10 protein-coding genes are annotated in these 14,136 nt (G+C 52.1%); 6 read left to right on the forward strand and 4 right to left on the reverse strand.

The annotated features are described in order from the left end of the window. Positions 1-92: 92 nt before the first annotated feature. Positions 93-1,838: an ABC transporter ATP-binding protein gene (locus tag DXY16_RS00790; protein ID WP_244281474.1), complete on the reverse strand. Its 1,746-nt coding sequence runs from the start codon at positions 1,836-1,838 to the stop codon at positions 93-95. A 316-nt stretch (positions 1,839-2,154) separates the two neighbouring features. Next, positions 2,155-3,252: a GDP-mannose 4,6-dehydratase gene (gene gmd, locus DXY16_RS00795; protein WP_115118599.1), complete on the reverse strand. Its 1,098-nt coding sequence runs from the start codon at positions 3,250-3,252 to the stop codon at positions 2,155-2,157. 410 nt (positions 3,253-3,662) lie between these two features. Here gmd and DXY16_RS00800 point away from each other — a divergent pair, with 410 nt between their 5' ends. From DXY16_RS00800 to selD, 5 genes are read left to right on the forward strand one after another with little or no spacing between them, the layout of a single operon-like run. Continuing rightward, complete coding sequence (locus DXY16_RS00800; protein ID WP_244281475.1) at positions 3,663-4,889, forward strand: polysaccharide biosynthesis/export family protein; 1,227 nt, start codon at positions 3,663-3,665, stop codon at positions 4,887-4,889. A gap of 12 nt (positions 4,890-4,901) precedes the next feature. Next, on the forward strand, positions 4,902-6,653 hold the full coding sequence (locus tag DXY16_RS00805) for a Wzz/FepE/Etk N-terminal domain-containing protein (protein ID WP_115118601.1): 1,752 nt from the start codon (positions 4,902-4,904) through the stop codon (positions 6,651-6,653). Positions 6,654-6,660: 7 nt separating this feature from the next. After that, positions 6,661-7,701: a UDP-glucose 4-epimerase GalE gene (galE, locus tag DXY16_RS00810; protein ID WP_115118604.1), complete on the forward strand. Its 1,041-nt coding sequence runs from the start codon at positions 6,661-6,663 to the stop codon at positions 7,699-7,701. Continuing rightward, a complete protein-coding gene (locus DXY16_RS00815) occupies positions 7,698-9,107 on the forward strand; it encodes a hypothetical protein (protein WP_115118606.1) in 1,410 nt (469 codons plus the stop codon). The genes galE and DXY16_RS00815 overlap by 4 nt, the downstream gene beginning before the upstream one ends. Next, on the forward strand, positions 9,097-11,208 hold the full coding sequence (gene selD, locus DXY16_RS00820) for a selenide, water dikinase SelD (protein ID WP_115118747.1): 2,112 nt from the start codon (positions 9,097-9,099) through the stop codon (positions 11,206-11,208). Before DXY16_RS00815 ends, selD begins: the two co-directional genes overlap by 11 nt. Here the strand turns inward: selD and DXY16_RS00825 are convergent. Further along, entirely contained in the window at positions 11,205-12,041 is an 837-nt protein-coding gene (locus tag DXY16_RS00825) for a hypothetical protein (RefSeq protein ID WP_371410843.1), read from the reverse strand. The two genes, selD and DXY16_RS00825, sit on opposite strands and share 4 nt — an antisense overlap. Between DXY16_RS00825 and DXY16_RS00830 the strand changes: the two genes are divergently transcribed. Continuing rightward, on the forward strand, positions 12,025-12,984 hold the full coding sequence (locus DXY16_RS00830) for a sulfotransferase (protein WP_115118608.1): 960 nt from the start codon (positions 12,025-12,027) through the stop codon (positions 12,982-12,984). The two genes, DXY16_RS00825 and DXY16_RS00830, sit on opposite strands and share 17 nt — an antisense overlap. A 5-nt stretch (positions 12,985-12,989) precedes the next feature. Here DXY16_RS00830 and DXY16_RS00835 read toward each other — a convergent pair whose 3' ends face one another. Then, positions 12,990-14,126 (reverse strand): hypothetical protein, encoded by a 1,137-nt coding sequence (locus tag DXY16_RS00835; protein WP_115118610.1) that lies wholly within the window; start codon positions 14,124-14,126, stop codon positions 12,990-12,992. Between the last annotated feature and the right edge of the window lie 10 nt (positions 14,127-14,136).

Below are 14,136 nucleotides of genomic sequence, written 5' to 3' on the forward strand. Positions count from 1 at the left end.
ATAAGAAAACAATTAGATCCAAGCAGAGGCACCTAACATAGCATAAAATCATAGTAAGAAATTAAAAGGCATGGAAGATTACTAATAAACCTTTAAGTCTGAAGGACTTTTGAGGGTGGGCCTTCATCAGTTATTTTACCTTCTTCAAGGTGAATAAGGCGATCACAATTCTCTACTGTGGTTAGGCGATGGGCAATCATAATTATTGTCATTTGCTCCTTAAGCTTACTCAAAGATTCAATAAGGAGCCTCTCAGTTCTATTGTCTAGTGCGCTTGTAGCCTCATCAAAAATTAGAATACTAGCCTGTTTATATAGCGCCCTAGCTATACCTATGCGCTGACGCTGCCCTCCACTTAATCGTATACCCTGTTCACCAACTACAGTATCGTAACCATACTCACAGCTCTCGATAAAACTTGATATCTGGGCTTGTTCGGCTGCCTTACGTACGCGCTCTAAGTTGACAAGGTGTTTAGGTACACCAAAAGCAATATTCTCTGCAATGGAGCTATCGACAAGATAAATTGACTGTGGTACATGGGCTATGGAAGCTCTCCAATCATAGAGAAGTTGAGGACAAGCAGAATCATAGAGATCAACACCATCTACCAAAATTGAACCAGAGGTGGGCTTAAGCAATCCCATTATAAGGTCCAGGGTTGTCGACTTTCCTGAACCAGTACTACCTATAAATCCAATACTTTCTCCAGATTTAATTTCTAAATTGAGATCATGGAGTATATAATTTTGATTAGGGTGATAGCGGAAGTCTACATTCCTGAATATCAACTTATTTTGAAGCTGTATAGTGTTTGCTTTAGCTGCACGGAGTGGCAAAGGCAGAGAGAGCATTTCAAGCACAGTTGCCATTGCTGCAGAGCAGGATTTTAAAACTGCCCACCCACTATAAATCTGTTGCAAAGCCGGAAGCAGGCGTTGAGCTCCTAAAGCAAGCGAGCCTAAAAGTGGTATGACAGATGCTCCACTTCCCCTTTGGAGAACAAGGAGGAAACCAAGGATTGCAATTGAAACCATGCATAAAGCCTCAAATGCATAACGAGGAAAGGAGGCTATAAAAACATTTTTGGCTTGAAACTGCCTACGAGGACGATCAGCATATCCATAAGATTTCAAATATGCATCTTGAGTGCCATCCAAAAGAACGTCTCTAATCGCACCCAAGCCTTCTTGAAGAGCTTTTAGTTGCTTAGCAGATGTCTCTTCAATTTTATGACCATTACTCCTTAATTCTCGACGTGCCACAAAGGCTAAAACCATATAAGCACAACCAAAAACAATCGTAGTTGCGAGAGCAACTTGAGCATCAATTAGCAATAGGCCAACTATAAGAGCAGTGGCAATTATAGATGCTGTTATTAGTTGAAGAGAAGCATTTAGAGCTGAGACAGCCAGATCCACTTGGGTAGATATACTAGTGATCACTTCACTACTGTTTCGCCGTATGTGGACTTCGTAGGGCTGATAAAGAGTTTTTTTATAAGCATCATGGCCTAAATCTGACCCAACCGCTGCAACCAGTCGACCATTGAGCCAAACATTTAGAAGTCTGATGCATCCTGCGAATACAGCAGTAGAGGCAAAAATAAGGGTTGCAAATAAAAGTAATTGATTGGGTCTGGTTAGGCCAATTAAACTTACCAAGTCCTGGACATCAGCACGTTGCAAAAGGACATCCGGCTCACTAAGCAAGGCCAAAAAGGGCAGCACTGCGCCTAAGGACAGTAACTCTGCAGCAGCACTTACAATCATTACGATTGAAAGCATTGCAAATTGAATACGTCGACGACGGCTGAGATGGTGCCAAATAGATGCCAACAAGCCAAGGGTTGATTCTGAGCGCTCTAGGTGTTGCATAGATTCTCTCATTGCTTATTGATTAGCGCAGACAACGAGTTAAGCTTGTTCTAATTTTTCCCAAAGTGCGCACATAGAAATGCATGAGGCCTAAAATCATGCAACAAGAGATCAAAAGAATGATATAATTTTATCACAGCCCAATGAATACGCCAACGCCTAAGGGCAATGCCTTAAATACTGACTTCTAACAGCCAAAAAAAACAATAGTCAACCATAAAAGGAAAATATATGCAATAATAGAATTACTTATATTTTTTAGAAGGACGTGAAATAATTACTCCCTTGCTCCAACAACAGAATAACCTCGTCTTTTTAAAAGGGCCTCCTTCCGAGCCTCATCTAAGTCAGAAGCTACCATCTCTGAAACAAGCTGCTCTAAAGTTGTATTAGGAGTCCAACCTAACTTTTCGCGAGCTTTAGCTGGATCTCCTAGTAGTGTTTCTACCTCAGCAGGTCGAAAATATCGAGGATCAATTTTTACAACTTCTTCACCTGTGTCACTTCGTTTGCCAACTTCATCTAAGTCCTTCCCTTCCCATAGAATTGAACCCCAACCAAGCTCAAGTGCTGCCAATTCAATAAAGCGTCGCACGCTCTCTTGCCTACCAGTAGCGATCACAAAATCTTCAGGTGGCCATTCTTGCTGGAGCATTCGCCACTGCATCTCTACATAATCTCGAGCATGTCCCCAATCGCGGAGGGAATCAAGGTTACCCATATAAATACATTCATCCAGTCCTGCTTCAATCCTGGCCAAGCCACGTGTAATTTTTCGAGTAACAAAAGTTTCACCTCTCCTTGGACTCTCATGATTGAACAATATCCCATTACAGGCATACATTTCATAAGACTCCCGATAATTTACTGTAATCCAATATGCATAAAGCTTGGCGACCCCGTATGGGCTACGTGGATAAAAGGGAGTACTTTCTTTCTGTGGCACTTCCTGCACTAAGCCGTACAACTCACTAGTACTTGCCTGATATATTCTAGTTTTATCAGAAAGTCCTAATATTCGAACTGCTTCCAATATACGTAGAGTACCAAGTGCATCGCTATTAGCAGTATATTCAGGTGCTTCAAAGCTAACGGCGACATGGCTTTGAGCACCCAAATTATAAATCTCGTCAGGCTGGACCTGCTGAATAATGCGAATGAGGTTTGTACTGTCAGTAAGATCGCCATAGTGAAGCACTAGGCTGGGATCCTTTTCATGGGGATCCTGATAAAGATGATCAATCCGAGTAGTGTTAAAACTGCTAGAGCGACGCTTAATGCCGTGAACTTTATATCCTTTCTCTAAAAGTAACTCTGCTAAATAGCTACCATCCTGTCCTGTAATACCTGTGATTAAGGCTGTCTTTGTCTTCATCACGCTTCGAAGGCTCGGGGAGAATTAGAGGGGATAACAACGTACAGACACTAGGAAAGTGTCTGTTGTCACAGCAAACGGAAGAAAAGGTCAACCGTCGAAACCATGACGTTTCTGAAAGAGTTTGCCACGGCTCTGCCAAAGACAACCCTTCAAGCTCATAGCTGGGAAAGTCTCTAGTGACTTGCAATGAGTAATTATCATAATGGCCAAAGGCATAAGCAACGCAACTGACACGTAATAGTGCCATATACGCTACGGAAAGGTCGGTCAGGGCTGATCACGAGAGTTTGCTCAGATCCAAATCAGTTCAATCTGCAAATGATTCGATCGCCTTGCTGGAAGAATCCACTCCATGCCCTGACCACTGACGGCCAGCGAACCTCGCTATTTGGCGTAAGTTTCGAAACATGAGAAGCTACCTCTTAAAGCCTGTGCAGCTCTACATACGCATTGCTTTGCTTGCTGGAGTTGCCTTAGGTACCACTTCAATGCTTAAGCCTGTCCAAGCAGAGGCAGTGGAAGGACTTCCAAGCGCTGGAAATTTCCCGAATAGACCTCATTCTGCTTCACCGATTAACGACGAATATATACTTGGGCCTGGTGATTCATTAGTCGTTGAACTAGTAGACATACCCGAGTACTCGGGCATTTTCACAATTGGCCCTGACGGGACACTCTATCTACCACGGATCAGATCTCTCTACGTAGAATCACTAACTGTGGAAGAGTTGCGGAATTTTTTAACTCAACAATTCAGTGCTTTCGTTCGTGATCCCCAAGTATACGTGAGCCCAGTCGCCTACAGGCCTATTCGTGTCTACATCGGCGGTGAAGTGCATCGTCCCGGTTTTTATTACCTCACTGGGCAGCAATCTACTACTAGCAATGTACCGTCAGGTGCTATGTCCCAGCCAAATTCAATTAACCTCTCTACTGGCATAGTAAACGTTTCTAAAACAGCAGCAGATGCCGCCTTGGCTGGCACAGAAGTGCTCAAAATTGGTGGAGTAAGAATTAATGAAGGCTTAAGGCTGCCAACCGTTTTTGATGCTTTGCGTTCTGCTGGTGGCGTTACTCCATTCTCTAAGTTGAGCAAAGTTTCTGTTACTCGAAAACGGTCCCTAAGCAGTGGTGGAGGCAAAATACGCACACATCTTAACTTTCTAAGCGTAATTATGGAGGGAAATGATTCTCAAAATATCCGTCTTTTCGATGGCGATACTGTTATCGTCGGCAGATCTCCTGTCGAACTTCGCGAACAGATCATCAAAGCAGGTCAAACAAATTTAAGTCCTGATTTTATTCAAGTATATGTTACAGGCCGTGTCCGCGATCCAGGCTCAAAAATATTACCACAGGGAGCCAGCCTTGACCAAGCTCTTGCATCTGCTGGTGGCCAAAAAGTCTTACGCGGCCAGGTAGAGTTTATTCGTTTTAATCGTGACGGCAGCACCGACAAGCGTAGTTTTTTTGTAGGAGGCACAACTTCTGCAGGTTCCTATAAAAATCCAATATTGATGGCAGGCGATGTGGTGCGTGTTAACGAATCCCCACTTTCGGCAACCTTAAGTGTTCTCAACGAAATCACTTCGCCTGCACTGGGAGTCTATTCCATCTACAGCATCTTCAAATAAGCTGATCCAGCCATGACAACATCCCAATCCCCCTCGGACAAAAGAGTTCAACAACTTGCCAGAACTGATGATGAGATAAATTTGCAAAATGCTGCTGCTGCAATGCTGCGACGCAAATATTGGATTCTGGGTGGTGGCGTTTTAGGGCTAATGATATCTAGCCTCTACTTGATTAGTTCCAAACCGGTTTATCAAGGTGAATTCAAAATAGTGCTAGCTGGGGAGTCAGCCGGAAGCGGCGTTGCCTCCTTACTCGCCTCTAATCCAACAATCGCAGCTATTGCTGGACTAAATGATAGTAGCAACGATTCGATAGGGACCGAAGTAGAGATCCTCAATAGTCCCTCAGTTCTTCTACCTGTATTTGAGGCTGTTAAAGCAAGCAAATCATCTGAAGATGCCAAAGGAATGCGCTTTCATAAATGGTCAAAATCTGCTATAACTGTCAAAGAAGAAAAAGGAACTACTGTTCTTAGCGTTGAATTTAGAGACCATAATAAAGAGTTAGTGCTTCCGATTACCAAAATGATCTCTGAAGCCTATCAGAGCTACTCCAACCGAGGTCGAGCACGCGAACTTAACAACCTAATTATCTATCTGAAAGAACAGATCTCGCTAATTAAACCAAAAGCAGATGCAAGTTCTCAGGCTGCTCTTGATTATGGCTATGAAAATGGCCTTGGAATAATTGATGGTCTACCTCTTGCTGGCAATGTTTCAGGTGCTGGCGCAACAGAAGGTTCAGGAGAAAAAGTTACCGGCAATGGCGGCAGCATCGAAGCTGAGCGCACCGCCACTCAGCAGAAAGTAAAAGCACTAGAAATCCAAATCCAGCAAGCCTCCAAAGCAGGAGGCGGGTCTCTTTATTTTGCCTCTCAACTAGCATCACTTACAGATAAATCGTCAACCTTCGACCAGCTCACAACTGTTGAAACTAAACTCGCCGAATACCGTTCACGGTTCAATGAAAATGATCCCTTAGTGCAGAAGTTAAATCGCGAGCGGAAAAGCCTAATCAGATACATCAATCAGCAAACTATTGCACTACTAAATGGTGAGCTGGATCTTGAAAGAGCTAATCTCACTGCACTCAACCGCCCCAAGCATGTTGTAGCCCGCCATCGCGAACTCACTCAACAGGCCCTTCGAGATGAGGCAACGATGGTAACTCTGCAAAACCAACTCAAACAGTTTGAGCTCGAGCAAGCCCGTTCAACAAGTCCCTGGGAGTTGATCTCCACACCCACACTCCTCGACAATCCGGTAAGTCCACGAAAACGTCGCAACCTTGCTTTTGGCTTATTGACAGGCCTGTTTCTCGGCAGTGGAGTTGCTCTGATGGTAGATCGTAAAAGCGGCAGGGTTTACAGCCTTGACGAACTGAAGCGCGATTTACCCGGTCCCTTACTTGAACGCCTTCCCTATCACAATGGGATTTCCGGTGACTCCTGGGCTTCTGAGATCCAATTGCTTGTTGAGGGCCCCCTAATTGGCAGTGGATCAGTCGCCTTGATTCCGGTTGGAGACATCGAAACGTCTGTGCTCGATTACTTTGCATCAAAACTGAACTTCTCTCTTGGCCTTGAACGTGACTTAATCGTGAGTCGGGATCTGCTCACCACGCGAAATGCCAATACCCAGCTGCTGCTGACCGCGCCCGGAGCTGCCAAACGCGAACAACTGCGTCAGCTGAGTGAACAGCTGGCTCTCCAGGGTAGGCCCTTGGCTGGATGGGTTCTCCTGGACCCTGAGCTTGAGGCTTGATACTTCCATGGCCCATGTTCTTATCACCGGCGGTGCCGGATTCATCGGCAGCCACTCCTGCGTGGTACTCCTTGAGAATGGACACGACCTTCTCGTTCTCGACAACTTCTCCAACAGCTCTCCCGTGGCGCTTAAACGCGTGCAAGAGCTGACCGGACGGTCGCTGGAGTGTGTGAAAGGTGATCTGCGCGATCCCGCATTACTTCAGAAGCTATTCGCCGATGCAAAAGCTGCGGGAGCACCGATCGAGGCTGTGATCCACTTCGCCGGCCTCAAGGCCGTGGCTGAATCTGTTGCCGATCCACTGCGCTACTGGGATGTGAACGTGGGGGGCTCGTGCGCCCTGCTCGCTTCCATGGACGCTCACGACTGCCGCACCTTGGTATTCAGTAGCACCAGCACTGTTTACGGAGAGTCAGAAACGTTTCCTCTCACCGAAACGACCCCCACGAACCCCATTCACCCCTACGCCCAGACCAAGAGGGCCGTAGAACAGATGCTGACTGCTCTCGCCCAAACGGGCACATGGCGCGTAGCGTCCCTGCGCTACTTCAATCCAGTGGGTGCCCATCCCTCCGGGCGCATTGGTGAAGACCCCCTTGGGATCCCAAACAATCTCTTCCCATTCATCACCCAGATCGCTGCAGGTCGAATGGACAAACTGAGGGTCTTCGGTAACGAGTACCCCACCCCCGACGGCACCGGCATCCGTGATTATCTGCATGTGATGGATCTGGCAGAAGCGCATGCAGCTGCCATCAATCATCTGCTGCAATCAGATGCCCCCCTTAGCCTCACCGTCAACCTCGGTACTGGCAAGGGATTGAGTGTGCTGGATGTGGTGCATGGCTTTGAGAAAGCCACAGGCATCACCATCCCTTACGAGGTGGTGAAACGCCGCCCCGGCGATGTGCCCAAGCTGGAGGCCTGCCCAAAGAAAGCCGCCAACGTGCTCGGTTGGAGAGCCAAACGGTCCCTCGCCGACATGTGCCGCGACGGCTGGGCCTGGCAATCGGCCAATCCCCATGGCTACCGGAAGGCGTCATGATTTCGCTTCACCCCATCTCAAATCCCAAGCGCCTATGGCTGCTCGCCGGCCTAGCGCCTCTCGTAATCGCAGCGCCATTGCATGGGCAGGCACAAGACCAAGTAATTTGGCAACCAGTCAGCGAAGAGCAGGCAGATCAGCTTCAGATCCTGGTGCCCTCAGACGATGGTGGAGCTAACAGCATCCAGCCCAGTCCCTCTGAATCGCAAGAAGCACCACAGCCCAGTGCACCCCAACCGATTATTTGGGAGGTGGTGCCAGATGCAGAGTCTTCAGATCCCTCCACCACCAACCCATCGCGCTCAACAGAGGTGGTGTGGGAGCAACTACCCAAGAACCCATCCGTCGCAGCTGATGGAGCCAACAACGGCCCAACCAGCTCCATCGTCTGGGAGGTGCTGCCAGACACGATTGCTCCAATCGCGCCTGAAGCAGCAGACACGATCGCTGGAGTTGAAAGTGTTGAGCCGCCAGGCGACTCCACCGCTAGCGCAAGCGAAGGGCCACCATCGGAGGTGATCGCGCAGGAAGCTGCCATGCCAGCCCGCATGGTGCCGGGCCCACCACCGCCGGCTCCCCTTCAAGCGCTCAACCGTTCGATTGCCTATGGCGATGGCTTAGTTGGACCTGACATCAGCCTGCGCATTCCCAACGGCTTCCGCTGGAGCCAGCGCTGGTTTGGCGATGTGTCGGTGCTGGGCTACGACTATCAAAATGGTCGCAACCCTGGTGATCCGTTTATCCCAGCCAGAGATTCTGGCAATCTTGATGGTTGGGCCATTATTCACGCCAATATCCTTCAAACCAAGAACTGGAGTGTTGCCCTCAACACCTCCTTCCGCAGCCTCCAGAACAACCCAGACATTCCCGGCGGCAGCACTGGCATTGAAGATGGCGTCAGCTCAGGATTTCGCATCGCCCGCTCCATCGGTGATACCAGTGGGATCGCTTTCGGTGGCGAACAAGTGATTCAGTGGGATGACAACACCGACACTGGCCGCAACCTCTATCTGATGGCCTCCAAAGGTTGGTGGCTTGGCCATAACGGCAAGGACTATCCCCTCTTCATCGCCAACGGCGGATTCGGAACCGGTCGTTTCGCCAGTCTGACTGACAAAGATGAATTCTTCAATTTCACTTGTATGCCGGTGGAACAGAACCGCAAAGTGGCTCAGATTGATGAAAACCTCTGCTGGGGTCCCATCGGATCTGTGAGCTTGGTCGTCAATGAATGGTGGGGAACTTTTGTCGAATATGCCATTGGCAGGGCAACATTTGGGGTGTCCAGCAACATCACAGGCGAAATTCCATTGCGCTTAACCGCCGGAGTTCACTTCGTTGAAAATGATGAGGTTGTAAGTTTCGACGAACTGCGCTGGATTGCACAGTTCAGCCTTGGCTTCTGACCATTTAATTCTGGCTGGCGGTGGCCACAGCCATGCCCTGCTGCTGAAACGCTGGGCCATGCAGCCACTTAAGCGACCTAAGGGACTGATCACTCTGGTCAGCAGCTCCAGTGCCTCGCTTTATTCAGGCTTGGTGCCGGCATACATCGCTGGCCTCAACACTCTTAACGGCATCAGCATCGACATTCGCTGGCTGGCACAACAGGCAGGAGTCGCCTTCATTCAAGCCAAGATCACCGGGCTGAATCCTGACGGGACACTCCTCCTACTCAATCGCCCGGCCCTGCCCTTTGATCGACTCAGCCTGAATGTGGGCGCGATCACCAATCCGCAAGGGTTCCGGCACGCCATCCCAATCAAACCTCTTCAACCAGCTTTAGAAGCCATCGCCATCGCCGATGCTGAGGCCAATAACGCGGCTGCAGATCCCTTCCAAATTGTCGGGGCTGGCCTCGCTGCTGTGGAAGTAGCCCTGTCGTTGCGACGCCGCTGGCCCGGTCGTCGCCTGCACTTGTACATCGGAGAGCATCAGCTTCGCCCCTCCATGGGGCAACGCCTGGACGAGGCCGGCATCGTGATCAAACGCACCACAGCTCCTGACACAAGCAGCACACTGCTATGCACCGGTAGCCATGCACCCCATTGGCTGGCAGCGAGCGGGCTCCCCTGCGACGCCCGAGGGAGGGTCCGCACCCATGCCAGCCTTCAGGTCGTAGGCCACCCCCAGCTGCTAGCTGCCGGTGATTCCGCCGTGATCGACGGAAACCAACGACCGCCATCGGGGGTGTGGGCTGTGCGCGCAGCCAAGCCCCTAGCTCGCAACCTCGAACGACTCAGCCACAACCAACGGCCCTTGTCGTGGACACCCCAGCGCCGGGCACTCCAGCTCCTGGGGTGTGCCGTTGATCGGAGACGCCCCTCCGCCTGGATGCTTTGGGGGCCATTCCTGTTCGGGCCCCATCCCTGGCTGTGGCGATGGAAACGCCATCTCGACCATCGCTTCCTGAAACGACTGCAACCTGATGCTTCCATGGCAGCGCACAGTCGCAACACAACCCAAAACGCAGCCATGGCGTGCCGGGGTTGTGCCGCCAAATTGCCCGCAGCCCCGCTTGAGCAAGCCCTACAATGCTCCGGTGTAGGCCAGCTGAGCCAACAACCGGAAGACGCCCAGACCCTGGGAACCACAGCAACCAACACCACGCTGCTCAGCTCCGTGGATGGATTCCCTGCGCTGATTGCCGATCCTTGGCTCAACGGGCGCCTCACAACCCTTCATGCCTGCTCCGATCTCTGGGCCTCTGGGGCTCGAGTGTCCACAGCCCAAGCCATCGTGACCGTGCCTGCCGTGGACAGTAGTCAGCAGGTGACCCTGCTCAGCCAAACCCTGGAAGGGATCCAATCAGCCCTAGCAGAGCAAGGAGCGACCCTGATTGGCGGCCACACCATGGAGTCTCGCCAAGCCTCCAATCCTCCAATGGCGCTGGATCTACAGCTCAGCCTCAGCGTCAGCGGCTGCACCGCTTCAGGCCAGGTCCCCTGGCGCAAAGGGCCGATCCAGCGTGGCGATCTGCTGTTGCTCAGCCGCAGCTTGGGCAGTGGCGTTCTATTTGCAGCAGCCATGCAAGGCCGCTGCGCACCCCATCATCTTGATTCCGCCCTGCAACAACTGAGCTGCAGCCAGCATCCCCGGCTCAACGAGCTACTAGCCCTCAGCCAACAGCAGCCAGAAGCCGTTCACTCCTGCACAGATGTGACCGGCTTCGGATTGCTGGGCCATCTCAATGAAATGGTGGCTGCCAGTGAGGCCATCAGCGTGAACCTCTTGGTGGATCAGATACCGAGTTTCGCCGGCGCCCTTGAATGCCTTGCGCAAGGGATCACCAGCACCCTGGCCCCCGCCAACCGCCGAGCCTTAGCCAGCTTGGGTACAAGCGTTCGCGTGCTGCGCGAGGGTCAAGACATCAGCCACAACCTCGAACCAGCGATCCAAGATTTACTGATCGATCCCCAAACCTGCGGCCCCCTGCTGGTGAGTTGCTCTGCCTCAGCGGCAGCGACGCTGCAAGACCTGGGATGGACAGCGATCGCCCGGGCTTAGCGACACGCCCGGGGATGGCAGGCCAGAAGGCGATTTTTCAGTTGCGCCTGCAGCAAGGGCCTCCCCGCCAGACGGGTGTATGGGATGCCAATACGTTGGAACCAATCCGGCGAGTGCTGCACACATTCCGCCAGAATTGTTTCTTCATCGTGGCCATAGGGCATGAGTGCAGCCCGTTCCGCCATGACGTTGAACAATTTCTGCAGAGCACTCCAACGCAGCCTGGGGCCAGAAAGGTACGACGCATTTAAAGGCAGGTGGCGGCCATATCGCCGCATCTCACTGCCGTAATGGCAAAAGCGATCAGGGTGATCAGCACTCAACCAAAAACGCCAATTCGATCGCCGCCCATTGAAACGCGCAATGGTGGCGTCAATCCACACCAAGTGGTCGTGGTCGACCTCTGAGGCCAGCGCTGTGATCAGATCAATCTTGCTGAGCCATACGGTGAGCATCTGGCGGAGAACCTCCGCACCGGCGCCCTTGTAATCGCGCCAGTAATGAATCACAGCTTTTTCGGCCCCAAACGCTGCAGGCTTCTCCAACAGATCCAGTTGCATGGCCCGACAGCCCTGCATCAGACGCTCCGCCAACGACCAAGCAGGAAGGCTGTGCAATGACCGCAGCTCCGCCTGCAACACAATCCCGTGCTGACGACACAGCTGTTCCACCAGACTGAGGATCTCTTCAGACGAGGAGTAGAACACCAACTGCTCGCCTTGAATCAGCCGCAGGGTCTGGGGAAGCAGAGTGGTGTAGTGAGAACCCGAGCGCTTTTGGTTACCCCGAACAGGCCAGTACCCAGAGGCGTACAGCTTGCTGCTCAAGGCCATCAAAACGCAGGGTTTGAGCGGAGCCTATTCCCCCTTCGACGAGGGAGCCAACGCCGTGCCTAGAAGCCATCACCGCCCGCGAAAGCCCCATTTCATCCTTGGGGTGGGGGCACAAAAAGCGGGCACGAGCTGGCTGCACAAGGAACTGAGCCGTTGCAAAGAGATCAATTTCGGATTTTGCAAGGAGTACAAAGCCTTCCCAAACCTCCAAGCCGCTCGCTCAACGTCCGCACCTGGATGGTTCAACCGCCAAAGCCAGTTCGACACCACGACATTCGAGCAACTCACCGATATCGAGAAGCTGCAGAGCATGAGGGAAGATCCGCGGTGTTACCTCCACTACTTCCGTGGCCTGATCGCCGATGATCCCACACTGCAGGCCACTGGCGATCTCTCCCCCCATTACGCAGAGCTCAACAGCCGGCAATTTCGGCAGGTGCGCCGCTTGCTCGAAGCTGGCGGGTTCGAAGTGAAAGTGATTCTGCTGCTGCGCGATCCGGTAGAGCGCATCTGGTCACAGCTACGCATGCTGCGGCGACAGAACCGCTTCCCTCAGCTCTGTGGTTACCGCCATGAAGAAACGGCTTTGGCCGTGCTCCATCACCACCCCCGTTTTGCCGCCAAAACGCAATACCACCAAACCCTCAAGGCACTGGAGCAGAGCTTTACCAGCGACCGCATTCACGTGGAGTTCTACGAACAGCTCTTCACCACCGAAGCACACATCCGACTGCGGAAATTTCTGAATCTTGAATTACCACCCGCCCAATTCAAGACACGGGTCAACGCCTCCCCGAAGCAGGCCAATCTGTGCCCAATGCTGGAGCAGACAGTGGCCCTCGCCTACCGGGATGTGTACGAAGCGATGATCGATCGCTTCGGGAACACAGTGCTCGACCTCTGGCCCCACGCCCGCTGGCTGCAAGCCAACACCTGCCGCTGAGACGACTAACCCGGCTGCCCCTCCTCCAACGCGTCAAGACTGGGCAAAAGTTTCGCCAACACCAATAACGACGTTGCGGGGTAAACGGGCAACTGGGGCAAAGAGGAGCGCAACAGCTCCCGATAGCGATTAAAAAGCGCTCGGCACAACTGTTCCTGCTGCAGTGAAATCCACCGTCGCAAGATCAGCTCTTCCAGATCGCCCTCCACCTGGCCAGCCACACCATCAAGCACCGGTAGATACCCCTGCTGCAACGAGAGGTAAGCCAACAGGCGCAAACGAATTGGCAATTCACCCGCATTGATCAATGCCAGTGCCCGATCGCAATCGGCACTTTTGGCATCCTCAAACCGGTTAAAGAGTGTTTTGAGCAAACAATCGCGAAAACTACGGGCCCAGCGATGGGTCAATGCCAAACCAAACAGGCCCACAGGCGCAGAAGCCTGACGATGGCTGGCCTGAGGATCATCCACGGCAAATCCGTGATCGAAAGCAATCGAGGCCATCCGGTTTGAACGCACCAGGGGCTTGCCGATATGTCCCCAAAAACCCAGCCGCTGAGCATCGGCAGCATCAACCAACGGGTGCATCAACCAAGGCAAAAACAGCTGGGCCACATCTGGGAACAAGGCAAACAACTGCTCGATCGACACATCGGTGCGCAAAGGTTGCAGATACTCATCAGCATCCACCAGCAAGGTGAACGGTGCCCGAGAGGCCAACAACTGCAGATCCAGGGTTTTCAATGCAGCCGCGGGAGTCAAGCTGGCGGGAAACCGATGCACCTCACAGATCAACCCATCCGGGGTGGGCATGTGTCGCAGCACCTGCTCATCTGCTTCGCTCTGAACACACACATGCATGAGGCGCACGCCAAGTGATGCGTAATGGCGAAGGAAAGCGGCCCAATAGGGCTGCTCGATGCAGCAGTAACGGGTAATCAGCTGCACATCCCGCAACAGATCGGTGCAAGAAGCCGCGGCAACACCCAAGGGTTGCTGGGAGCGCAACAGCTTCTGACCGCCGAAACCATTGCCGCCGTCGACCCCGACCCAGGGGTCTTTGCAACACAGCTCTTCAGGTGCTGGGCGACGGCCAAGTAGGCGACCGATCATCCGCCCCATCACCCCGCGCCGTGCCATTGGCTTCTCC

The organism is Synechococcus sp. UW105 (genome assembly GCF_900473935.1).
Taxonomy (GTDB): Bacteria; Cyanobacteriota; Cyanobacteriia; order PCC-6307; family Cyanobiaceae; genus Synechococcus_C.